Origin of the sequence: Pollutimonas thiosulfatoxidans, assembly GCF_004022565.1 — a bacterium.
GTDB classification, from domain to species: Bacteria; Pseudomonadota; Gammaproteobacteria; order Burkholderiales; family Burkholderiaceae_B; genus Pusillimonas_D; species Pusillimonas_D thiosulfatoxidans.
Map to the genome: position 1 here is coordinate 3,410,223 of NZ_CP022987.1, position 23,496 is coordinate 3,433,718.

The 23,496-nt window shown below is 62.4% G+C and carries 14 protein-coding genes; 6 read left to right on the forward strand and 8 right to left on the reverse strand.

Features of this window, described 5'->3' with window-relative positions:
* Window positions 1–14: 14 nt before the first annotated feature.
* Complete coding sequence (ilvD, locus tag CKA81_RS16440) at window positions 15–1,700, forward strand: dihydroxy-acid dehydratase (RefSeq protein WP_128356272.1); 1,686 nt, start codon at window positions 15–17, stop codon at window positions 1,698–1,700.
* Between the two features lie 7 nt (window positions 1,701–1,707).
* Here ilvD and CKA81_RS16445 read toward each other — a convergent pair whose 3' ends face one another.
* Window positions 1,708–2,910 carry an MFS transporter gene (locus CKA81_RS16445; protein ID WP_128356273.1) on the reverse strand — a complete coding sequence of 401 codons (1,203 nt, stop codon included), beginning with the start codon at window positions 2,908–2,910 and terminating at the stop codon, window positions 1,708–1,710.
* 99 nt (window positions 2,911–3,009) lie between these two features.
* On the opposite strand from CKA81_RS16445, the gene nadE reads away from it, so the two are divergent.
* Together nadE and CKA81_RS16455 are read left to right on the forward strand one after the other, a co-directional pair.
* Complete coding sequence (nadE, locus tag CKA81_RS16450) at window positions 3,010–3,816, forward strand: ammonia-dependent NAD(+) synthetase (protein WP_128356904.1); 807 nt, start codon at window positions 3,010–3,012, stop codon at window positions 3,814–3,816.
* 5 nt (window positions 3,817–3,821) lie between these two features.
* Window positions 3,822–4,565, forward strand: a complete 744-nt coding sequence (locus CKA81_RS16455) for a sulfite exporter TauE/SafE family protein (RefSeq protein WP_199287553.1) — start codon at window positions 3,822–3,824, stop codon at window positions 4,563–4,565.
* Here CKA81_RS16455 and CKA81_RS16460 read toward each other — a convergent pair.
* The 3 genes from CKA81_RS16460 to otsB are packed head-to-tail and all read right to left on the reverse strand — an operon-like array spanning window position 4,562 to window position 7,331.
* Window positions 4,562–5,065, reverse strand: a complete 504-nt coding sequence (locus CKA81_RS16460) for a CinA family protein (protein ID WP_128356274.1) — start codon at window positions 5,063–5,065, stop codon at window positions 4,562–4,564. The genes CKA81_RS16455 and CKA81_RS16460 overlap by 4 nt on opposite strands.
* Before the next feature lie 18 nt (window positions 5,066–5,083).
* Window positions 5,084–6,451, reverse strand: coding sequence for an alpha,alpha-trehalose-phosphate synthase (UDP-forming) (gene otsA, locus CKA81_RS16465; protein WP_128356275.1), 1,368 nt, complete (start codon window positions 6,449–6,451; stop codon window positions 5,084–5,086).
* Between the two features lie 40 nt (window positions 6,452–6,491).
* Window positions 6,492–7,331, reverse strand: coding sequence for a trehalose-phosphatase (gene otsB / locus CKA81_RS16470; RefSeq protein ID WP_164878433.1), 840 nt, complete (start codon window positions 7,329–7,331; stop codon window positions 6,492–6,494).
* Between the two features lie 105 nt (window positions 7,332–7,436).
* On the opposite strand from otsB, the gene CKA81_RS16475 reads away from it, so the two are divergent.
* Window positions 7,437–8,153: a 4'-phosphopantetheinyl transferase family protein gene (locus tag CKA81_RS16475; protein ID WP_164878434.1), complete on the forward strand. Its 717-nt coding sequence runs from the start codon at window positions 7,437–7,439 to the stop codon at window positions 8,151–8,153.
* Here the strand turns inward: CKA81_RS16475 and CKA81_RS16480 are convergent.
* The 4 genes from CKA81_RS16480 to CKA81_RS16495 form a co-directional block, all read right to left on the reverse strand.
* Window positions 8,117–15,139 (reverse strand): non-ribosomal peptide synthetase, encoded by a 7,023-nt coding sequence (locus tag CKA81_RS16480; protein ID WP_128356278.1) that lies wholly within the window; start codon window positions 15,137–15,139, stop codon window positions 8,117–8,119. The genes CKA81_RS16475 and CKA81_RS16480 overlap by 37 nt on opposite strands.
* A complete protein-coding gene (locus CKA81_RS16485) occupies window positions 15,136–18,384 on the reverse strand; it encodes a non-ribosomal peptide synthetase (protein ID WP_128356279.1) in 3,249 nt (1,082 codons plus the stop codon). Before CKA81_RS16485 ends, CKA81_RS16480 begins: the two co-directional genes overlap by 4 nt.
* 21 nt (window positions 18,385–18,405) lie before the next feature.
* Window positions 18,406–18,732, reverse strand: coding sequence for an antibiotic biosynthesis monooxygenase family protein (locus tag CKA81_RS16490; protein ID WP_180015982.1), 327 nt, complete (start codon window positions 18,730–18,732; stop codon window positions 18,406–18,408).
* Between the two features lie 168 nt (window positions 18,733–18,900).
* Window positions 18,901–19,761 (reverse strand): phytanoyl-CoA dioxygenase family protein, encoded by an 861-nt coding sequence (locus CKA81_RS16495; RefSeq protein WP_228255748.1) that lies wholly within the window; start codon window positions 19,759–19,761, stop codon window positions 18,901–18,903.
* Between the two features lie 85 nt (window positions 19,762–19,846).
* Between CKA81_RS16495 and CKA81_RS16500 the strand changes: the two genes are divergently transcribed.
* Complete coding sequence (locus CKA81_RS16500) at window positions 19,847–20,683, forward strand: thioesterase II family protein (RefSeq protein WP_128356280.1); 837 nt, start codon at window positions 19,847–19,849, stop codon at window positions 20,681–20,683.
* The gene (locus CKA81_RS16505) at window positions 20,670–23,492 is read left to right on the forward strand and encodes an ATP-binding cassette domain-containing protein (protein ID WP_164878435.1); all 2,823 of its coding nucleotides are present in this window, start codon (window positions 20,670–20,672) and stop codon (window positions 23,490–23,492) included. Before CKA81_RS16500 ends, CKA81_RS16505 begins: the two co-directional genes overlap by 14 nt.
* Window positions 23,493–23,496 lie beyond the last annotated feature (4 nt).

Below are 23,496 nucleotides of genomic sequence, written 5' to 3' on the forward strand. Positions count from 1 at the left end.
CTGAAAGGAACAACATGAGCAAAACCAAACCCCTGCGATCCGCCAACATTACACAGGGTCCAGCCCGCGCACCGAACCGGTCCATGTACTACGCGCTCGGTTACAAGGAAGAAGATTTCAACAAGCCCATGGTGGGCGTTGCCAACGGGCATAGCACCATCACCCCCTGTAACAGCGGTCTGCAGAAGCTGGCTGACGCCGCCATTGCGGCAATCGAAGAGTCAGGCGGCAATGCGCAGGTATTTGGTACGCCAACGATTTCCGACGGCATGGCCATGGGCACGGAAGGCATGAAGTACTCGCTGGTCTCCCGCGAGGTTATCGCCGATTGCGTCGAAACCTGCGTGCAGGGCCAGTGGATGGACGGCGTCGTAGTTATCGGCGGCTGCGACAAGAACATGCCAGGCGGCATGATGGGCATGCTGCGCGCCAATGTGCCATCCATTTACGTCTATGGCGGCACCATACTTCCTGGCCGCCTGCACAACAAAGACCTCAATATCGTCAGCGTGTTTGAGGCCGTGGGCGAGAACGCCGCCGGCCGCATGAGCGATCAGGAACTGCGGCAAATCGAATTGCACGCCATACCGGGGCCGGGCTCTTGCGGCGGCATGTACACGGCCAACACCATGAGCTCCGCCTTCGAGGCACTGGGCATGAGCCTGCCGTATTCGTCCACCATGGCCAACGTGCACGACGAGAAAACCGCCTCTGCGGCCGAGTCGGCGCGGGTCTTGTTGAAGGCTATCGAGCTCGATCTCAAGCCGCGCGACATCGTCACGCGCGCATCCATCGAGAACGCAGTCAGCGTCGTGATGGCCACGGGTGGTTCGACCAACGCCGTGCTGCACATCCTGGCGATTGCCCATGCAGCAGGCGTCGAGTGGACCATCGACGACTTCGAGCGCGTGCGCCAGCGTGTTCCGGTTATTTGCGACCTGAAGCCCAGCGGGCATTATCTGGCGGTCGACCTGCACCAGGCCGGCGGCATCCCGCAAGTGATGAAGGTGCTGCTTGCGGCTGGTTTGCTCAATGGCGATTGCATGACCATTACCGGTCAGACCATAGCCGAAGTGCTCAAGGACATTCCCGATACGCCACGCGCCGACCAGAAAGTCATCTTCCCGGTCGACAAGGCGCTATACAAGCAGGGCCACTTGGCCATTCTGAAGGGCAACCTGTCGCCGGAAGGCGCTGTCGCCAAAATAACGGGCTTGAAAAATCCTGTCATCACCGGCCCTGCGCGTGTGTTCGACGACGAGCAATCCGCCCTCCAGGCCATCCTGGCTGGCAAGATCAAGGCGGGCGATGTCATGGTTTTGCGTTACCTCGGACCCAAGGGTGGGCCCGGCATGCCCGAGATGCTGGCGCCTACAGGCGCCCTCATCGGCGCCGGCCTGGGCGATTCGGTAGGTTTGATCACCGATGGCCGCTTCTCGGGTGGTACCTGGGGCATGGTGGTGGGGCATGTGGCGCCGGAAGCGGCAGTGGGTGGCACGATAGCCCTGGTGCAAGAGAACGACTCGATCACCATCGATGCGCACCAGTTGCTGTTGCAGCTGCACGTATCGGACGACCAGCTGGAGCAGCGCCGTCAGTCCTGGACTGCGCCGGCACCACGCTATACCCGTGGGGTACAGGCCAAGTTCGCTTTCAATGCGTCCACGGCCAGCACCGGGGCGGTTCTGGATAACTTCTAGCGCGTTCTTATTCGGCGTCGAAAGCCGTCCGGTAGCGCCACAGCAGCCACAGGCAAATACCGGACGGCACCACCAGCGAGGCGAAAGCCAGGCCATAGCTGCCCAGCGCGGTAGCGATCAAACCAAAGAGGGGTGGTCCGACGACGACACCCATAAATGTCATGGACAGCGTGCCGGCCGTTGCCATGCTGGTTTGGCCGGGCGGCGCCTGGCGCGCCACTTCAGCCAGATAAACGCCATTCCAGCCTACGGCACAACTGCCAAATACCGCCACGACGATCAGTACGGCCACGTGCGAGTCGATGCGGCCCAGAAAGGGTGTGATGACGGCGCATAAGATGATCAGCAGCGCCACCACAATCAGCATGTTGGTCGAACCCAGGTAACGATCGGCCACGTAGCCCCACAGCAAGCGACCGGCAACCCCCGCCGCCTGGGCCACCGCCAGGACGAAGCCCGCAAGCACCAGTCCCATCAGCAAGTCGTGGTGCAAAAAGGTCACCAGGTAAGTCGACAGCGACAACTGGGCAATGGAGAACATGAAGGACACCGCGGCCAGTACCGTCAGGCTGCGATGGCTGAACACCAGGCGCAGGGGTCCGGCCAGGCCGCTACCGAACGACAGGCGCTGGGTTTTGTCCTTGTCCGCGTCCAGCGTTGCACATAAGGGCTGGATCGCTACCGCGCAAAGGATGCTGGCGGCGGCGACAGTCAGGAATGCCGCTTGCCAGCCGATCAGGTCGGCCAGACCGGGTACGATCAAGCCGGCCAGCACGCCGCCCAGTGGTACCCCGGTTTGCTTGATCGAGAATACGAAAGACATGCGGTGAGCGGGTGTACTACGCACCAGCAGGTGGGAGCTGGATGGCGTGATCGGGCCGTAGCCCAGCCCGACCAGGACTGCGCCCAGAGCCGTGGCGATGGGTGACTCGATGGTGCACACCGCGACGCCTACGCCGCAGAGCAGCAAGCCGGTCTGGCTGGCACGTATGGCGCCAAAGCGCCGTACTGCGCCGCCCGACAGCAAGCTGGCAGTCATTGCGCCGGCATAGGCCAGCGCGATGTAAAGCCCGACATAGGCGGCTGATATTTCCAGGGTGGCAGCCACAGCGGGCGCGACGACCGGCAGCGTGAGCAGGGACATCGCCACCAAGGACTGCACGGTCAGAGTCGCCGCGAGCACCAGGCCTGCCGACGGAGTAGGATTCATGTTTTATTTTCTGCGTTAGCTACCTGGCGTATCATAATCTTTTGAGCCAGCTGCCACACTACACCAGGACATACCGTGTTAACTGACGAACAGCGCGCGATGCAGCGCGACATCATCAATGAACTTAACGTGAAGGCCGATTTCGATGCGGAAAGCGAGATCCGGCGCCGAGTCGCCTTCCTGGCCGATTATCTGGTCGAGACCAATACACGTGCCCTGGTCCTGGGTATCAGCGGCGGGGTCGATTCGCTGGTGGCAGGGTGTTTGGCGCAGCGGGCAGTCGATGTGGTCCGTAACCGCGGGCGTGAGGCCACCTTCATTGCCATGCGGCTTCCTTACGGCCAGCAACGCGACGAGTCCGACGCTCAGGCAGCCCTGCAGGTGATCAGTCCCGACAAGACCTTGGCGGTCAATATCCAGGCAGCCAGCGACAGCATGCTGCAGGCGCTGGTCGAAGGCGGAACGGCGTTTCGTGACGCCACCGAGCAAGATTTTTTATTGGGCAACATCAAGGCGCGTCAACGCATGATCGCGCAATATGCCGTGGCCGGCGCTTATGGCGGCCTGGTGGTGGGAACCGATCATGCGGCAGAAGCCCTGATGGGTTTTTTCACTAAATTTGGCGATGGCGCGGCCGACATCACGCCACTGGCTGGGCTGAACAAGCGCCGCGTACGGGCGCTGGGGGCGGCCATGGGAGCCCCCGAAGCGCTGGTCATGAAGATACCGACGGCCGACCTGGAGTCGTTGTCGCCGCTTAAGCCGGATGAGGACGCTTTCGGGGTTACCTACGGCCAGATCGACGACTTCCTCGAAGGCAAGGACATCCCCGCCGCTGCAGCCGACGTCATCTTATTAACGTATCGCAGGTCGGAACACAAACGCTCGCTGCCCATAGCGCCCTGATTTCCTTGCAAGTCGCACTGCTGTTTCTCCTGGCGCTGTCCGTCCTGGGCACGTCGTTCCTGTCTGGTGTGTTCGGCATGGCCGGCGGCATGGTCCTGATGGGCATCCTTGTTGCCTTTTTGCCGGTGTCCGCTGCCATGGTATTGCATGGCACCGCGCAAATGACATCCAACGGCTGGCGCGCCTGGTTGTGGCGCCGCAATACCGACTACCGCATATTCGCCCGCTATATAGTGGGATTGCTTGCGGCAGGCCTGCTGTTCAGCTTCATAGGTTTTGTTCCCGATCGTGCTCTGGTGCTGATCTCACTGGGCATCATTCCGTTTCTTGCGGTGTTGATCCCGGGGCGCTATGTGCCTCAGGCCAGCACGCGCTATGGCGCTGAGGTCTGCGGCTTTCTGAACACATGCATGCAGTTCATTGCCGGCGTATCAGGGCCCTTGCTGGATGTGTTTTTCGTACGAAGTCCGATGGATCGCAGGGCAGTGGTCGCAACCAAGGCAGCGTGCCAGACCTTGTCCCACGCGGCCAAGCTGGTTTACTTCAGCTATGCCATGGGCGGCGAGAGCGGCGTCGAATACATAGCGATGGCCGTTGCCGTCGCCATGGCCATCGCCGGTACGACCCTGAGCAAGTTCGTATTGGAGAAGCTTTCGGATCATCAGTTCCGGCGCTGGACCCAGGGCCTTGTCATGGTGATAGGCTCGGTGTATTTGACCCAGGGCATCTACGTGCTGGCTACCCGCTAGCTTGCGTCGAGCAGCCCGAAGTAGTGGGGTATCCGTTGCAAGGCATATTCGGCGCTCGCGAGCCGGATTTCCGTTCGGTCGCCCGGAAAGCGGCGTGTCTCGCTGAAAAGGACGGCATCGCCCGGCTTATCCCCATCATGACGACGAAAAGCCCAGGCAAAGCACTGCGTTCCGGCCGGGATGTCGTCGTCGACGTCGTCCGTTACCCCCGTGTTCGAGATAGCCACATTGGCGCGGCTATTGCCCAATGCGCCTTGAGCCATCTCGCGCGCGACTTCTTCGCTGGTCAGGTTGTAGCGCTCCAGTGTCTGGTCCGAGACCGACAGACAACGCTGCTTGGCCTGGACCGAATAGGTGACAAAGGCGCAATCCAGCAATTTTCCCGCGCCCGGGATGTCGGCCAGCGTGGCGGCTATCAGCCCCCCAGTGCAAGACTCGGCCGTCACCAGCATCAGGTCGTGTTCGCGCATGAACCCGGCAACCTCTTCCATGTTTTTCATTGGGTGCTCCTTGTTCCGCTAGCTTTCCAGATCGCCAAGAAAGCGGTCCCGCCAGCGCGACAGATCATTGGCGCGCAAGACTTCCATCAGGTGCTCGTATCTTTTCTTGCGCTGTTGCAAAGGCATGCGCAGAGCAAGATCCAGGCCGTCGGCCATGGCTTTGGTATCGAAGGGGTTCACCATGATCGCGCCATCCTGCATTTCGGCGGCCGCACCGGCAAACTCGGACAGCACCAGTACCCCGGGATCATCGGCCGGTTGCGAGGCAATGTACTCTTTGGCAACGAGGTTCATCCCGTCACGCATGGGTGTGACCAGGCCCACCTGAGAGGCGCGGAAAAACGACATCAGCAAGCTACGTTCGTAAGACCGGTTCATGTAGCGTATGGGTGTCCAGGAAAGCTCGGTCCACTTGCCGTTGATGCGTCCGGCAGCACTTTCCAGCTGGCGCCGAATTTGCCGGTATCCCTGTACGTCTTGGCGGGACGGCGGGGCGATCTGCACCAGTGTCACTTTGCCGCGATGTTGCGGCGCAGTTTCCAGCAAGCAGTCGAAGGCATCGAAGCGCTGTACCAGCCCTTTGCTGTAATCAAGGCGATCAACGCTCACGATAAGCTTGCGATGCTGCAGGCCGGCCTTCAGGGCGTCCAGTTGCTTGGATCGCGCTGATTGCTTGGACAGTGTTTTCACCTGGTCGGGATGAATGCCGATCGGGTAGCTGCCCACCCGGATACGGCGCTCGCCCACTTGCAGTATGTCTCCTTCGAGGACGCCGTCCAGATGGCGAGTGGCGTAATCGACAAAGGCCTGGGTATCGCCTTGGGTCTGAAAGCCGACCAGGTCGTACTGGCAAAGTGCCAGCACCAGCTCGCGGTGCCGCGGGATGGTCCGCAGCACCGAAGGGCTGGGGAAGGGAATGTGCAGGAAGAAACCGATGCGGTTGTCCAGGCCCTGTTCGCGGCAGGCCTGAGCCAAAGGGATGAGATGGTAATCGTGCACCCAAAGGCGGTCCGTGGGCTGGGCCAGCGTCGCCAGCAAGGCGGCAAACCGTTGGTTGACTTCGACATAGCCCTTGTAGTCTTCCCCGTTGTACTGGCTAAGGTCAATACGGTAATGAAATGTGGGCCACAAGACGCCATTGGAAAACCCCCGATAGTAGCGGTCGTAATCGCGTTGGGTCAGCGGTATGGTGCAGAAGTCGATGTTATCTACGGTCTCGGTGACGGGCGCCGTGGAAGGCTCGCCCGATATATCGCCGCTCCAGCCCAGCCAGATGCCGCCCGTCTCGCGCAGCGCATCAAGCACGCCGACTACCAGGCCGCCCGCCGTGCTCTTGCCTTCAGTGATGGGCGCCACACGATTCGATACAACGATCAACCTGCTCATTCTTGGTCCTTGTTTCCGGTGGCTGGTCCGGCGTGCTGTGTCATGCCGACGGTAGGCTGGCCAGCCAGGCGCGTAGGGCTTCGGGGTTGGGCAGACGCGAGCGCGCTTGTGTCGGGCCGCCGCCGATCTTGATTGTGATGCCGTCCATGGCGTTGACGGCGGCAAACGCCGATTCGTCGGTCAGATCGTCACCGGCCATCAGCGCCATGCGGCCGCTAAACGGTGGCGTGCTCATAAATGCGCTTACCGCTGTGCCCTTGCTGACGCCCCGCGGCTTTATCTCTACCACCATCTTTCCCTTTTGAAGATCGAAGCTATGGCCGTGGTGCGCGAGGGCGCGCAGGACCGACGCCTGGACCTGAGCGGCCAGATGCGGCGCGTTGCGATAGTGGAACGCCACGGATAAGGCCTTGCGTTCAAGCAGGGTTCCGGGCATGGATGCGGCATCGCGCGCCAGCGCGCTGGCAATCCCCGTCAAGGCGTCATGGTCGATGGCCACGCGCTTGACCTGGCCTTGCGTGTTTCTGACGTGCGCCCCGTGCAGGGCAGCGCAAGGCAGCGTCAGCGGGGACAGCATGCGGTCGATGTCGGGGGCGTCCCGGCCTGAAATGATTGCTACGGCACCGTTGCAGGCGTTATGCAGATGTCGGAGCAGAACCAGGGTCGTTGAGGGCACACAGGCCTGATTCGGCGTGTTGGCGATAGGTGCCAGCGTACCGTCCAGGTCCAGGAAAAGTGCCAATTTGGTCAATGGGTGCCGCGGCGGCGTCATGTCTGGCTGTGCGGACACTGTCGCGCCCGGGCCACCCGCCGCCGGGCCTAGCTTCGGATCTACCGTCATGAGTTTGCCTCGTCGCAGTGCACCACTAGTATGCACCATAGCAAGTCTCGTGCACATGGGCCATGTTACGGCTTGTGGCGGGCGGTCCCATGCGAAGATCGCGTATTCTACGCATTATGCAATCCGGGCCAGATAATGACTTCAATGGAAACTGACCATTTGCGGTGTATCGATAGCTTGCAGCCCACTATGGTAAGGGTCGGCCAGGGCAACTGCCACATCTGGCAATGGAAGCTGACCGACTGCTCTGCCACACTCGCTGCCTTGCTGCAGGTGCTTTCCGCCGACGAGCAACACCGTGCCCACACTTTTTTGGCTCAACCGGCACGCGATACCTTCGTTCAAGTGCGTGCGGTGTTGCGCCTTCTACTGGCCGAACGGCTGAATACGGCGGCAGCTGACATCCGCTTCCAGTACGGCAAATTTCGCAAGCCTGCATTGCTGGAAAATAGCAGCGACAGCCACTTTAATGTGGCTCACTCGGGCGATTATGCGCTGATCGCCGTGGCGCAAGGGTATGAAGTGGGCGTCGACATAGAGCGCATGCGCGCACCGCGCGACCTGGCTTCGCTGGCGGAAATTATCATGTCTCCCGCCGAAATGCAGCGCTGGCGAAAACTACCCGACCAGGCCAGAATTGCCGCCTTCTTTTTTGCCTGGACCGCCAAGGAAGCGGTATCCAAGGCGGTGGGGCAAGGGCTGCAACTGGACTTTGCAACACTGGATACGGGTATTGGCCAGGACGGCGACACGTGTGACGGAGTCCAGGTGATCGCCGGCGAGTACGGCCCCTGTGCTTTTTGTTCCTTAGCGGTTCCCGATGGCTATTCTGCTGCCCTTGCGTTGCGGCTTGCTGCCTGATCACACTGCAGTAAATCAGAAATGGCGGCGGCCACTTGCTGCGCAATGTCTGGCCCCAGCATGCTGACATGATCCCCGGGAACTTCGCACACGGGAATCTCGGCATCGGTATACGCTTGCCAGCCCATTGCCGACATGGCCAATTGCTGCGCCTCCGCGTCGCTGAGGTCGCCGGCGCGCGGGTGCGCCGCCCTGATAATAGCCAACCGCAAGTCGCGGTTGTCCCCTGGTTGCGGCTGGTAGGCCAGATAGGCTGCATATTGCACCAAGCTGCAATGGTGCACGCGCTTCAGCCACTCCACTGTGGCTGCCGGCGGTATCAGACCGGCGGCATGCGAGCGCGCCAGCGCCAGCTCGAAGCGCTGCGCTGCAGGTGCGGCCACCAGTTCGTCCAAGGTGATGGGCGTATCCACGTCTTGAAAGCGAGCGCGTACATCCACCATTCTGAGCAGCCATTGTGCGTCGGCCTGCGCGGCGTCCCCGCTCAGGATGGAAGCACGCTGCAGTGGTGCCGGGGTGTCCAGGATGATGACGCGCTCCGGGGCGCGGCCCTGATCGGCAAGCTGGCGAGCCATTTCGAATGCGACGATGCCACCGAAAGAATAGCCGCCGATCCAGCGCGGGCTTGCCAGTCCGCGCGCGGCCAGCGCCTCTAGGCCGGCGCTGGCCAGCGACTGAACGCTGTCGAGCGGGGTCTGGCCCTCTTCCAGGCCGGGTGCCTGGATAGCCCACAAGGGTATATGGGGCGGCATGGCACGCGCCAGATCCAGGAACACACTGACGTCTCCAGCGATTGGATGTACGCAGATAAAGGGCTCGAAAGGGCCTTCTTCAGCTTGCCGGCCGCTCATGTCGACGACGGGCGACCAGCTTTGCCCTGCTTGTATGGCGTGAGCCAGGGCCGCGATGGAGCGGTGTTCTAGCAACAGCGATATCGGAACTGGCTTCTCCAGCGCCTGCCCCAGCCGCAAGGCCAGTTGGCTAAGCTGCAGCGAGGTCAAGCCCAGTTGCCAGAACTCCGTGTCCAGTTCGTAGCCATTCGCATTGCCTCCGTGTTGCGGCTCGGCGGGGATGAGGTCGGCGACGATGGCGGTGATGCGCGCTTCCAGCGTGCTTCGCGGCCGGGTGGAGAAGCGCAGTGTCTGGGCGACAACGGGGTTGAGCTGTACCACTCTGTGCATGCCGGTGGGACGGGGCAGATGGCCAATGGGGAGATCGGCCGCGGTGGGCAGCGCTGTCAGTATCGCGGCGAGTGCTGCCAGGATGTCCGAACCGCTCTCGTGTTCGCGGTCATCGTCCGGTTGCACCACGGACAGCACCATGGCGTCGCCGGGGACTGCAATAAAAGTCAGGTCGTAGGCGGTCTTCAGGCGGGACTGTACTGATTCTACGGTCAGTCCTTCAGCGCCGGCCCAGGCGCTGGTTCCGGAAGCCAGGTTCTCGACGACGACCAGAGTATCGAAGATCGGCCCGGAACCGGCCTTGGTACTGACCGTTTCCGCGATATCAGCCCCGGACAGGTGGGCATGTTGTTGCAGTTGGCCCAGCAGGGTGTGCAATTGCGCCAGATATTGGCCGATGGTGGTGTGTGCATCGAGTTGCAACCGTACGGGCAGGTTGTTGATGAACAGGCCGACGATGCTTTCGACGCCCGGTACGTCTGCAGGTCGCCCGCTGACTGTTGTACCGAATGTGACGTCCTGGCTCTCCAGCCGGCTGGAGAGCCATACGGCCCAGGCAAAGTGAATCGCGGCGGCAAGCGTCAGGCCGCGCCTGCGGCTAAAGGCTACCAGCGCGCGCGTTGCCTCGCGCGACAAGGCCAATTTGGTGCTTGTGTAGCCCGTGGCGGCCTGCTGTGCGGGCGGATACAGGCGACGTCCGGCGGGCAGCCCGCGCAGCATGCTGGAAAAATAGTTCTTGCCGGCTGCGCTGTCGGTCTGCGCGAGCCAAGCGATATAGCTGCGATATGGCGCCGGAGTATCCAGCAGGGCGGGGCGACCGCTGCGGACAGACTCGTAAATCGCGCGTACCTCGCGCTCCAGCCGGCCCAGGCACCACCCATCCACCAGCAGGTGGTGAAAGCTGGCTACCAAATACAGGTCGTCTTCGGCGACCTGAATGCCATGCAGCCTGAGCAGCGGCGCGGTCGTCATATCGAAGCCTTGCGCGCGATCGGCTGCCAGGAAGGCGTCCAGTCTTGCGGCATCGAAGGCCGGCCAGCGGTGAAATTCAAGCGGCAGGGCCGTGGAGCGGTGCACGACCTGCAAAGGACGTGAAAGCCCACGCCAGTGGAACGCGGTACGCAATACATCGTGGCGGTCGATAACTGTCTTCCACGCATGAGCCAGCGCGGCGTGATCCAGCCTGCCGCGTATGCGCATGCAGCTTTGCTCGAAGTTGATCTCGGATTGCGCGGCCCCCAGCGTATGCACCAACATCGCTTCCTGCATGGGCGACAAGGGGTAGATGTCGGCTACCTCAGGCGTGTTCGCCAATAAAGAGTCCAACTCCCTTACATCAAGAGCAGCCAGCGGGAAGTCCGCTGGCGTGTACAGGGCTTGCCGAACATGCTCGGTGGCAAGGGCCATCTGTTCAAGTGCGGTCGCCACACGCTGGAGCAACTGAGCGGCTCCGCCAGCGGGCGAGACCCCTGCCCAGGCAAGCTGAATCTGATCGCCCAATGTTCTCGCAAGCAGGATGCCCCGCACAGAGAGGCTGAATGCCGGTGAAGAATGCAGCGCGATGGCGCCTGCAGCGCCGGCGACGGCAGTTTGCCACGCGACGCCGACGCTGGCCGATGGCAGGTCAAAGGTATGGGCGAGGACGCGGAAGACCGGGCCGGCGGGTGCTACAGTCTGCCGGGCAATTTTTATGGCTTTCAGGTGCTCGATGGGATCCATGGGGCCCGTTGGAGCCGCGATCGGCAGCACGCACTCCAGGTTGCCCGGTAAGGTGTCAACAGCGGGGGCGTCCAACGGCATGTTGCGTTGCGTGTCGATGGCCTCAATCAGCAGGGCCGAGCCCCGCGGATGCACCTCCAGTGCTTGGGCCAAAGCCGTACACAACAGATCGATAGGCGTAGTCCGCAGCCGCGTTGGTGCAAGTGTCAGCAAAGCTGCCGTAACGGCGGGGCTGACCGTGAGGCGAGCGACGATCTGGTCGGTGTCTTCGTCCGGGCTGGACCATAGTGGCTGGGCAGTAGCATGTGCTGTTGCTTCAAGCGCGCGCAGGCCTGCGCCCGAAGCTTGGATGTCGGCGTAATCCCTAAGCCAGTTCAGCCAGCGGCCCAGGTTGCTGGCCTGTTCGAGTGGCGTGGTGACGGCTGCTCCGGTGCTCAATGCACCGTCAAGCTCCGACAGTATCAGGCCAGCGGTCGTTTCATCGCCGATGGCCCGGTGCAGGGCCAGGACAATAATGGCGCCGCCTGCCGGTCCGCGGTCGATCAGGGTGGAGGTGACCATGACCCCACTTTCCAGGTGCAAGCCCCGTCCAAGGCGCTTCGCATGTTCGTCGACCCAGTCGTGCAATTGTGCATCGGCAAGCTCGGGCACTTCTATGGTGCGGATAGGCAGGCGCGCGGTGTAGGCCATGATCTCGACGCGGCTGGTTTCGCCATCCTTGACCCATCGCAGGCGCAGGGCATCGTGGCGCTCGGCCAACCGTTGCATGGCCAGGGCCAGCTCTAGCACCGTTACCGAGCGGTCCATGCGCAGACTGGCCAACAGGAAGTCGCAGCCCCGGTCACCGTGGGCTGCAGCCGGCACAAGTTCGGCGTCGAAAATCTGTTCGCGAGCCACACGGCGCACACGTGCCCGCGCGTTCGCGGCCGCCTCGGCAAGTTGCCTGATGGTTTGCAACTGAAAGACATCGGTGGGTGCCAGGGGCAGGCCCGCGGCGGCAGCGCGGGCAGCCATGCGGATGGCGGTGATCGAGTCTCCGCCCACATGGAAGAAATTATCGGTAATGCCTACCGTAGCCAGGCCCAGCAGCTCCAGCCAGATGCCGTGCAAGATGCACTCTTCTTCGGTCTGTGGCGGCGCCAGCTCCGCGACCCTATCGTAGTGCTGATCCTGAACCGCCGGCAATGCCTTGCGATCGACCTTGCCGTTTGCATTCAACGGCAAGGCGTCCAGCACCACGTAGGCATGAGGCAACATGTATGCGGGCAATTGACCCTCGAGAAACGCGCGCAGATCGGCCGGGGCGGGACCCGGAGCGGCCTGCGGAACGAGATAGGCCACCAACTGGCGGTCTCCACCATGTTGGCGTGGAGCGGCCATATGTACGCTGCGTATATCGGGATGCTGTCCCAGCGCCGTGGCGATCTCCGCCAGCTCTATTCGGAAGCCTCGCAGCTTGATCTGGTCGTCTGCGCGGCCGGCGAAGAGCACGGTGCCGTCGTTCCGCCAGCGACCGTAATCGCCGCTACGGTACATGCGGGCATCGGCGCGATCGTCAAAAGGATCGGGCAGAAAGGAAGCGGCTGTACGCATGGGGTCGCCGGCATAGCCCAGAGCCACGCCATCACCGCCCACGTAGATCTCACCGACGACGCCGGGCGGCAGCGGCTGTCCGCAGCGATCCAATATATAGACGGTGCTGTTGGCAATGGGCCGCCCTATGGGGACGGACAGACTGTCCCCTTCCAGCAAGGCAAGGTCGTAGACGGTGCTGAACGTGGTGTTTTCGGTCGGTCCGTATCCATTAAGCAAGCGCAGCCCGGTTTCGGCCCCGGCAGCCAACACCGCACGCGCGGCATCGCCGTTGACAGCGTCGCCGCCGGTCATCACCAAGCGTTCGCCAGCGAATACACCCGGGTCGACCCCGGCCAGCTCCTGGAACAGACCGGCAGTGACCCACAGCAGAGTGATGCGGTCGCGGGCCAATAACTGCTTCAGCCGCTGGCAATCCAGTATGGATTCCTTATCAACGACGACGGCGGTGCCGCCATTGAGCAGCGGCGCCCAGATCTCCAGAGTAGAGGCATCAAAAGCGGGATTTGAGTAGACGGCGCTACGGGTGTCGGGACCGAATTGCGCGAAGTTGGTGTCGCGGACCAGACGGACGACGGCCCGATGCGGAACCGCGACGCCCTTGGGCTCGCCTGTCGACCCCGACGTAAACATGACGTAGGCAGTGGCGTTCGCTGGCACCTCCTTGCCATCGTAGGGAGGCAAGCGGGCGGCGGCATCCTTTAGGCCCTGGACGCTCAACAGGATCAACGCAGCATGCTCTGCGCCATCGTCCCCCTGGGCGATCGCGGCGCGTGCGCCGATGGACGCAGCCAGCCGCAAGCGATGGGCCGGAGGGTGGCTGGGATCCAGGGGTACATAGCTTGCTCCCAGTCGCAGCAATGCCAGCACCAGGGCAAGGAAGTCGGCGGACATGGGCAGCGCCAGCAAGACTGCGTCGCCCTGGCCTATGCCCGAGGCGGCCAGCGCGCTGGCCAGACGCGCAGACTGGTCGCTCAGGGTCGCGTAATTTACGCGATGCCCCTGGTCGTCAATGGCGGTATGTTGCGCAAACTTGGCTGCTGTCTCGTAAAAGAGCGCTGCGATGGAGTGCTCGCGCGGGTAGGCGCTGCGGTTGTCGTTGTATTGGGCGAGCAGTGCCCGGCCATCGGCCGGATCAATCAAGGGCAGTTCGCTCAGCGGCCGTCCGGGTGCGTCAGCCACAGCCCTCATCACGGTGCCAAACCACGCCAGCAGTTGCTGCACCGTGCCGGCGTTAAAAATCGACGCGTCGTAACGGCACCATAAGTCCAGTTGGTCGGTTCCAGTTTGGTAGATGAAAGACAGGTCGGCCTTTGCAGCCTGGTCCGCCTGGTCATCAATAATTGCGAAACGGGTGCCATCGCTGGCCTGCTGCGGGGGCGAGGCAGGCTCCAGCGTGCCGAACAGCACTTGCATCAGCGGAGGCACGTTCGCCTGGCGCTCGATGCCTATGGTCTGGACGATGCGTTGAAACGGGGCATCCCGGTGGCGCAGTCCGTCATGGAAGGCCACGCGCACTTGGTCGAGCAAGTTGGAAAAGCTCGTATCCATTGAACAGGACACGCGCAGCGGCAGGGTATCGACCAGCATGCCGACCAGCCGGGTAAGTTCCGGGCGGGTGCGCTTGGACACCGGGACGGCGACCACCAAATCGTCCAGACCGCTCCAGCGGTGCAATACGGCAAAGAAAACCGCCAAATATGCCAGAAAAGGCGTAGTTCCGCGCTGGCGCGCCAGTTCGTCCAACGCGTGGGCGGCGCCATGCGCCAGGGTCAGCCGCTGGGCCGCACCCGAGGGCGTCCCGCCATGCTGGCGCCGCCGATCCAGCGGCAGGTCCAGGGCGGCAGGCACCTGGTCCAGCGCAGCCTGCCAGTACTCCATCGCAGCGGCCAGCGCTGGCGCATCCGGGGCACCAAAGCGATCTTGCTCCCAATCGGCGTAATCAGGATATTGCAGCGGCAGTTCGCTCCACTGGGGCGGCGTGTCGCGCAGCGCCCCATCGTAGGCGGCTACCAAATCGTCCAGCAGTATCGAAAGCGAGCCGCCATCGGCGATGGCATGGTGCAAAATCACGATCAGCGCCGACGGGCATTCGGCACACGAGCCATTGCCGGGCAGAGCCAGGGCCGCGCGCACCAGCGGACCGTTCTCCATGTCGAAGGGCGGCGCCATCAGGGCGGCGACCAGCGAAGTTATTTCGCGCTGCCAGATATCATTTGTGCTTGCCACGATGCCGATGTGCGGCAGTTCGATCAAGCGGTCATCCGCGATGGCCAGCATGGGCACTTCATTGATCAGCGGCAGCGCTGCGCGCAGCACGTCGTGGCGTTCGATCACGGCGTCAAAAGCGCGCTGCAGGGCGTTCAGATCGGGTTCGCCCTCAATACTGATGACCAGGGGAACCGCGTATTCGGATCCGCCGGGCTGCAGCAGATCCTGATAGCGCAGTTGCTGCTGCGCGAAAGTGGCGGCGGCAATGTAGCCGCTGCTCATTGCGCAGCGCCGGGAGTCAGGTTTACGCGGGTGCGTGTCCGTTTGCGCAAGCCCGGGCCCTCGTCGGCGTCGCGGCCGGCCAGCCGTGCAGCGAAATCGGCCAGCCGCGGGGCCTCGAACAGGTCGATAAGTTCGACCGCCAGCTTCAGATCACGGCGCAGTCGCGACACCATTTGCATGGCATCGAGCGAGCGGCCACCGATAGAAAAGAAGTTATCGTGTCGGCCAATGCCAGGACAGCTCAGTACAGCTTGCCACACCGAAGCAATGCTGCATTCCAGCTCGCCTTGCGGCGCTACAGTGGCGGCTTGCTGCCTTTGGACTTCGGGCAGATTGCGCTTGTCGACCTTGCCCGTCGGTGTGCGTGGCAACTGATCGTGCAGCATCACATGCTGCGGCACCATGTAATCAGGCAATAAGTGCTGGAGATGGCGCAGGATGGCCTCGCGCGAAGGCAACTGGGCGCCCGCCACATGGGCCGCCAATTGTGGCGTTGCCTGGCCACTGCGCTGCGCCAAAACAATGGCTTCGTCTATGCCCGGCATTTCGCACAAGCAGGCTTCGATTTCGGGCAGCTCGATACGGTAGCCGCTGATCTTCACCTGCTCGTCAGTGCGTCCTTCAAAACGCAGTTTGCCGTCCCGGCCGCGGGTGACGCGATCGCCACTACGATAGGCGGTTTCATACGTTTTATCGTTGCTGAACGGATTAGCGACGAAGCGCTCGGCCGTCAGCTCAGGCTGGCCAACGTAACCCCGGGCCACCGCTGGTCCGGCGATCCATAGTTCGCCGGGGACCTCGGGCGGACACAATCGGCCGCGACTGTCCACCACATAACAACGCATGCCCGGGATGGCACGCCCGATGGATACCGGCCCGTCGTCGCCCGGCCGGCATATTTCCCAACTGGCCCATACGGTCGTTTCGGTAGGTCCGTATTCATTGGACAGGGCCACAGTGGGTAGGCGCGCGCCATGGCGTTCGACCAAATCGCGCGGGCAGGCTTCCCCTGCGACCACCGCCAATTGGAGGGTCGCGAAATCCGTCGGCTCGCCGGCTGATATAAGCAGGCTCCATTGGGACGGAATCATGATGGTTTGCGTGACGCCTTCGCGGCGTATCAGCGCCGCCAGCCGGTCGGGGTCGTTGGCCTCGACAGCGCGCGGCAGCACCAGGGTGCCGCCAGTGGCCAGCGTGCCGAATATGCCGGTTACCGAGCCATCAAATATTAGAGGGAAGGTAAGCAGCAAGCGGCGGTTGGGCCTGTCGGGATAGGCCGCGAGACGCGCGGCTACGTGGTAGGCCAGGTTGCCATGGGTGACCGACACGCCCTTGGGGCGGCCGGTGGAGCCGGAGGTGAAGATGACATAGGCTTCATCCGAGACCTGGGGCCGCTGCGCCGTCATGGCCGGTGTCGCCTGCGGCGTAGCGGGCGCTGCAAAATCATGGAGTTCCGATACGTCGATCGCGGCGGCGTCTGCGAAATCCAGCGTGCCGATTGCAATGACTGCGGCAAGGTTGGCCTGCGTCGCCATGTAGCGCTTGCGCTCGGTGGGGGCGTCCATATCCAGGGGGACGTAAGAGGCGCCGCCCAGCAAGGTTCCCAGGATGGCGGCAATACCCAGAGGGCTGCGTTCCAGATGGATGCCTACCCGGTCACCGCGTCCAATACCGACTGCTGACAGTCGGGCGGCAATGACATGGGCTTGGGCTAGCAGCCTTGCATAGCTTATTTGTTCGGTGCCATGCACCACGGCCGGCGCGTCGGGCCGTTGTGTTGCATAGCCCAGTATGGCGTCAATGACGGTCGATGCACTTAGCGCCGGCGTCTCGCCGTCGCCCTCGAGCTGAGCTTGCATGATGCCCGCAGGTAGGGCCTCTATGTCACGGACGGCGGTTTGTGCCTGGTCCGGAAGGCTGGCCAGCGTGTGGGCCAACATATTCAGCCGCAACCTGGCGCCTGAGGCGTCGATGTGACGCTCATCGACCATCAAGTGCAGCACCAGACCGCCTGCCTGGCGCTCTACCATCAGGTTCAGCGGCATATCAGGCAGGGTGACGTCGCCGGTTTCAAGCAGCGTCAATCCGCTGCCCGCCAGCGCACCGGCTTCGTCCAGCGGGTAGTTCTGAAAGCCTACCAGGCTGTCAAACGGTAGCGCATCAGGCGCGAGCGCAAGCAAAGAGCGCAAGTCATCCATGCCCACCGGGCCGGCATCGCGCGCAGCGGCGGCCTGCGCCTGCAAGGCCCGCAGCCATGCATCCAGTGGACGCTCGTCGACCTTTGCCAGTACGGGTTGTATCTGTATCTGGATACCGACCAATCCGGCATGGCTTTCGCTGTCTATGGCCGCCGGCCGCAGGGCTTCAACCGCGCCGAAAAGCACGGTGTCGCTGTCGTGCAGGCGGGCCTGTACCAGCGCCCACGCGCCTTGAACCAGGGTGTTCACGGTAACGTGGGTGCATCTGGCCAGCTCGTCCAGTGCTTTGGCCAGCGTGGCTGGCAGATCTGTTCGGTGGGCCTTGATAACAGGGCTGGCGGTATCGGTAGTGGAGGCGCGTCGGGCGGCTGTCGCTCTTTCTTCGTTTTGCGCCTCGTCGGCCAGCAAGGCCCGCCAATAACGTCGGCCAGCTTCGGGATCGCAGGATTTTTCCCAGTCTACATAGCGACGATAAGTCGGGGCCGGCGGCAACCCCGGTTGCCGGCCCTCCAGCGCCGCACGATAAAGCGCGAACACATCGTTCAGGATAATGCCCAGCGACCAGCCGTCGACCGTAAGGTGATGCCGGGTCCACACCAGGATGTGGCGTGTCGGTGTAAGGCGCAGCAACGCGATGCGCATCAGCGGCGGCTTGCGTATGTCGAAGGGCAGTGCCCTGTCGTTTGCCAGAAACTCGTCCAGCCTGGGTCGCCAGGCACCGCGGTCGGTCCAGTCCAGCACGCTTACATTCAGCGGCGTCTGACGGTGTACGACCTGGAACGGATGATCTTTTAAGTCCCAATGGAAGCCGCTACGCAGAGCGGTATGGCGGTCTACGGCGGCTTGCCAGGCGGCACTGAACCGGTCGCCGTCCAGAGCGCCCTCCAGCATGGCCCACCATTGCCCCATGTAAAGAGGCTGGTCGGGATAGGCGAGGCAACGCATAAGCAATGCCTGCTGCATCCGTGTAAGGGGGTAGGCGTCTTCGATAGGCCGCAGTGCGGCGTGAGGCTGTGCTTGCACGGGAGAGGCGGGGGATGCCGGCAAGGACGTCCCCCGCAGAAGTTGTTACAGGCTTTCGATGTAGAAGCCTTCGCCCTGGACATTGCCTTGGGTGAACTTCATGAATTTCTCAACCCAGTGGCCGCCGGTTTTGGCGTTGGGGTTGCTGGATAGGGCATCAAGCGAAGCTTCGTCTTTCCAGACAGTGGCCAGGCCGAACATGGAGGGATCTTTCTTGGAGCGCATCAGGCCAAAGCCGATGAGACCGGGAATGTGGTCGCCAGGCTTGGAGCCGTCATTGGGAAGCAGCGATTTTTCCAGCAATGCGCGTGCTTCTTTTTCGCTGCCAGCCTTGATATTCGCGCGTGTGATCGTGAGGAACATACCAGCCATGATTGTGAGTCTCCTGAAGGTTGAACTACAAAGAACTGCGTCCTGGCGGCCGTGTTGCTATTGATCTGGATCGACTGCCGGTCGACAGAGACGAAACTGTATACCTACAGAGCGTTTCCCGTCAATATTTGACATACATGTCATTCATTTCTTACAAATGGGTGGCGCCTAGGGCAGGACCGTGATGCTGGGAAACAGGGGGCCGCGCACCGGTTTGCCAACCTCCAGGTCGGCAGGCAAGCCCGCAGCGGCCAGTGCAGCGATAACATCTTTGCCATGCGGAGCCAGCACCGACTCGTCTGTGATCCAACGTGTGACGAAGCGACGTATGGGGTGTTGAAGGTGGTTGCCCGGGGCACCGTGCAAGGTCCGCGCGTCGAACAGGACGCAGTCCCCAGGTTGGAGCTCCCACCCGATGATGTCGTAGGCGCTGCGGTTGGCTTCGATGTCGGGCACTTGGTCGTAGTCTTGCGGCACCGCGTCGGTAGCGTCTCCGTGAAACTCGGTATAGAACTGCTCTGCGGCGTCACCTTCCTCCGAAAAATAGGATCGCGGCATCATGGCTCTGCCCCAGGCATGTGAGCCGCGCACGAACTCCAGCGTGGCGGTACGCGGCGTGGGATCCAGCGCCACCCAGATGGAACAGAAGGGGCCTTCGATAACGGTATCGTGATGCCAGGGAGTGCGTACCGATGCGCCCGGCAGCTTGCTGAACCAGGTGTCCTGGGCCAGGCGTACCTTGCTTGATTGCAGGGCGCGGGCTGCGATGGCTGCCGCGGGGGACTCCATGCAGAAGCGCTCCAGTTCGGAGATATACCGCCGCGACCAGATGTCGGATAAGAAGCCGCCATCCTGGCTGCCCAGATTCCGAAAAAGGGGGCTGGGCTGTTCAATATTGCGCGCGATGCCCTCTTGGGCAAGGGCTACCCAGGACTGATCGAACGCGCCGCGCAGGCATACCGCCCCATCGCGTGCATAGGCTTGCATGTCAGCGTCAAAGTTGTCGGTACCCGCCATGGCGTCTCGCATAAACAAGTCAATACAAAAGAGATGTTTAGATACAATAACTGATAGAATTCCTGCTTGCTACAACTAGTTGGCGGAATGTTTGCTTATGCACGAAGCGGCGCGTACCAGCCCGGCCATAAGCGCGACGCGCAGGCAGTGGATAGTCAGGCTGCGCGAAGCTGCCCAAGGCAAACCAACCTTCATGTTCTTCCCCCACGCCGGCGGGTCGCCCTTGTCGGCTGGGCGCCTGGCAGCCGCCTTGCCTGATAGCGTGGGCGTCATGGCCCTGCAACTTCCACGTCAGGCATCCGGTACCGAGGCCGGCCCACCCCGCCGGGTAGCCGATGCCGTAGAAGGCATCGTTCGGGCGCTCGATGCGCTTGCCCTTGATACCTCAGCTTCCCCACTCCAGCCCCTGATTTTCGTTGGCAACAGCTACGGCGCCTTGCTGGCTTTCGAAACCGCCGCACGCCTGTCCACTGCCGCCCTGCGGCCCGCACGCCTGATCGTCTCGGGTTTCCGCTCGCCCTGTTTGCCGCCGGCCGAGACGCCTTTGTATCGCTTGCCTGTCAAGCAACTACGGGCCGAGCTAGTCGCTCGCTTCGGCATGGCCGGAGGCGATGGCGTCGATTGGGGCTGCCTGGGTCTGGAGCAAGCCCTGCGCGCAGACCTGGAAGCCTGTGACACCTATCGCTACAGGCACACCACGCCTCTGAGCCTGCCGATCGACGTCATGCACTTGCGTAGCGATCCCTCGGTATCGCCAGAAGAGCTGCTGGCGTGGAGAACCGTCACCTGTGCCCCTGCCCGCCTGGTCACTTGTGATGGCGGGCATTTTTTCTGGGCCAGCCACAGTACCGACTTTGCGCGCATCCTGCTGGATGCGGCCGCGCTTTCCAGCCCCATCTCCCACGAAAAGGTTTCCGTGCATGCTGAACGTTAAAGCCGCCCCGCCACAATCACGACTGCAGGCTACGCTCCAAGGCTGGTTCCGACCGCGTGCCCGGCGCCTTGAGCAATTGGAGCAGAAGTTGTGTGCCATGTTGGGTTTGCCTGCACCGCAGCGCGACCAGGGGCTGGCGGCCGCCGTCCTGGGCGAATCGCGTCGACATCCCGCCGAGGATCCAGCACGGCGTCTGGTTGAACGCCTGCTTGTCGAGCGGCTGGACATGCCTGCGAGCGCGCTGTCTTTCTTTGGCCTCGGCATACTGCGCCATGCGACCGCGCTGGCCGATGGGTCCAGCAGCATCAGTGTTGCCGAAGCGGGTGATCTTGCCGGCTTGCACAAGCGCCTGTCGACCGGCTCGGGCACCGAACGCGATGCCGTCCGCGTCGGCGCGTTCAGCCGATTCATGCTGGAAACCTATGGCCCCAAGGGGCTGATCGATTTCTCGCGGGCGTTGGCTTCGGGCCTACCCATGGACGAGGTGTGTCGCCAAGGCACCGGCAAGTCGCAGGCCATGCTGGAGTTGCAATGGGAAGAGTCGCTGGCAGACGAGCAGCCGGCCAAGGGCGCTTGGCCTTTCCTGCGCTGGACTGCACAGCAGCTACGCCCATATCGTTTTTTTTGCACCACCCTGGCCATAGGTGTATTGATACAAACCGCTTACGCCATGCTGATGCCGATCTGGCTTAACGAGCTATTCGACGATGGCATTACGCCGCAACGCGCCGACGTTATCTGGCGCACCCTGGCTTATCTGATAGGCGGGTTCCTGGTTACCGCCTCGGCGGGCCTGGCGATCGACTTCAGCGTTTCCACGCTGGGGCCGCGTGCCTTGAACGACGTACGCCAACGCACCTTCGACAAACTGCTGGGCTTGTCATCGCGCTCGCTCAGCCGCTTCAAAAGCGGCGATATCGTTTCGCTTTTCACCAACGACATCTTCATCGTAGAGAACGCCATCGTCCGGGCCATCCCGGGCATCATCTCGAAGGCATTCCTGATGATAGGCTCCTTGATCACCGCGGTCTTACTGGATTGGCGCATGGCGATCGCAACGATCACCTTGCTTGCCATTGCTCTGTGGGCGCCCAAGCTGGTTGGCCGGCTGGCCATCAAGGCCTCGTATGCGCGCAAAGTCGAAGACGGCAAGGTGGTGGGCTTCATCAAAGAGACCGTGCAGTTGTTGCCGGTCATACGCACGCTTAATCTTGCCCACCATCGTCGCAGTCAGTTCGATGACCGCAGCAAGACCATTTACGATGCCAGCTATCGCCAATACCTGCTGGGTGAGCTGACCGGGCGCGCTACCGTTTTCGCGATCAGTGCCGCGCAACTGGGCATCATCGGCCTGGGCGCCATACTGTCCTTGAGCGGTACGGTGTCAGGCGGCGTCGTCGTGGCGTATATCGGCTTATTGTTGGCGTTTGGCGGCGCGGCGGGCGGCATTGCGGCCTTGCTTCCGGCTGCCATCCAGGCCATAGGAAGCTGGCAGCGCATTGATGGCCTGCTGGATCACCCGGACGACCTGCCCGAGGGCAGCGCCGATAACAAGCTGGATCAGCCCCTGTCGCATGTGGCATTCCGTAATGTGTCCTTCAGCTATACCGGCGACCGCCTTAACCTGAAGGACGTCACGCTGGAGTCGCCCGCGCCTCGCCGCATCGCGCTGGTGGGGCCGTCGGGCTCGGGCAAGAGCACCATCATCAACCTATTGTCGCGCAACTATGACGCCATGAGCGGCAGCATCCTGCTTAACGACACCGACATTCGCCAGGTCGACAACGAGCGCCTGCGGTCCTTGATGGCGGTGGTCAATCAGGACACCACGTTGTTCGAGGCTTCGATCGCCTACAACATCAGAATCGGACGCATGGAGGCCACCGAGGCCGAGGTCCAGCAGGCGGCGCGCTCGGCAGAGATCCACGATTTCATTACAACCTTGCCCCACCGCTACGACACCAATGTCGGCGAAGGCGGCAAGCTGCTGTCCGGTGGGCAGCGCCAGCGTATCGTGATTGCTCGCGCCTTGTTGCGCAATCCGCAAATTCTGTTGCTGGACGAGGCCACTTCGGCGCTGGACGCCGAGGCCGAGGCGGCCATCAACGAAACCCTGGGCCGCATCAGCGCCGACCGGATGCTGTTCTCGGTCACTCACCGATTGAACTCCTGTCCGGACATGGACATGGTGTGTGTGTTTCAGGATGGGCGCCTGGTTGAGTCGGGCACGCATGAAGAACTCTTGGCAAATCGTGGCCTGTATGCCGGTATGTGGGAGAAGCAGTCCGATATCGCCATTGTCAATGCAGGTCGGGACGTCGGAATCACCGTGGACCGCTTGCGCAAGATTCCGCTATTCGCGACGGCCGATGAGCAAGAGCTGGAACGCATACGCAGCATGCTGCGCGTCGAAGAAGTCGAGTCGGGCACTGTGCTGGCCATCGAGGGCACCACCGAGGGTCGCTTCTACATCATCGCCCGTGGTGCGGTGGAAAGTACGGTGCTGTTGCCCGACGGCAATTCGCTGACCATGGAAGTTCTCGAGGTGGGCGATTTCTTTGGCGAGTTCGCCTTGCTGGACGGCATACCGCACCCGACCACGTGCCGCACGCGCCTGCCATGCATGCTGCTGTCGCTAAGCCGGCAAGACCTGGCTCGTGTCGCCGACCTGACGCGCAGCAGCGACGAGCAGTCCGAGCTGGAAAAAGCCATTGCAGCAACGCTGGATCGTCGCCTGGATGCCAAGTTGGAGGAAATGCTGAAACGGCGACTGGGAGAGCGGCAAGCCGATAGCGAGGCGATCGCCTAATTTC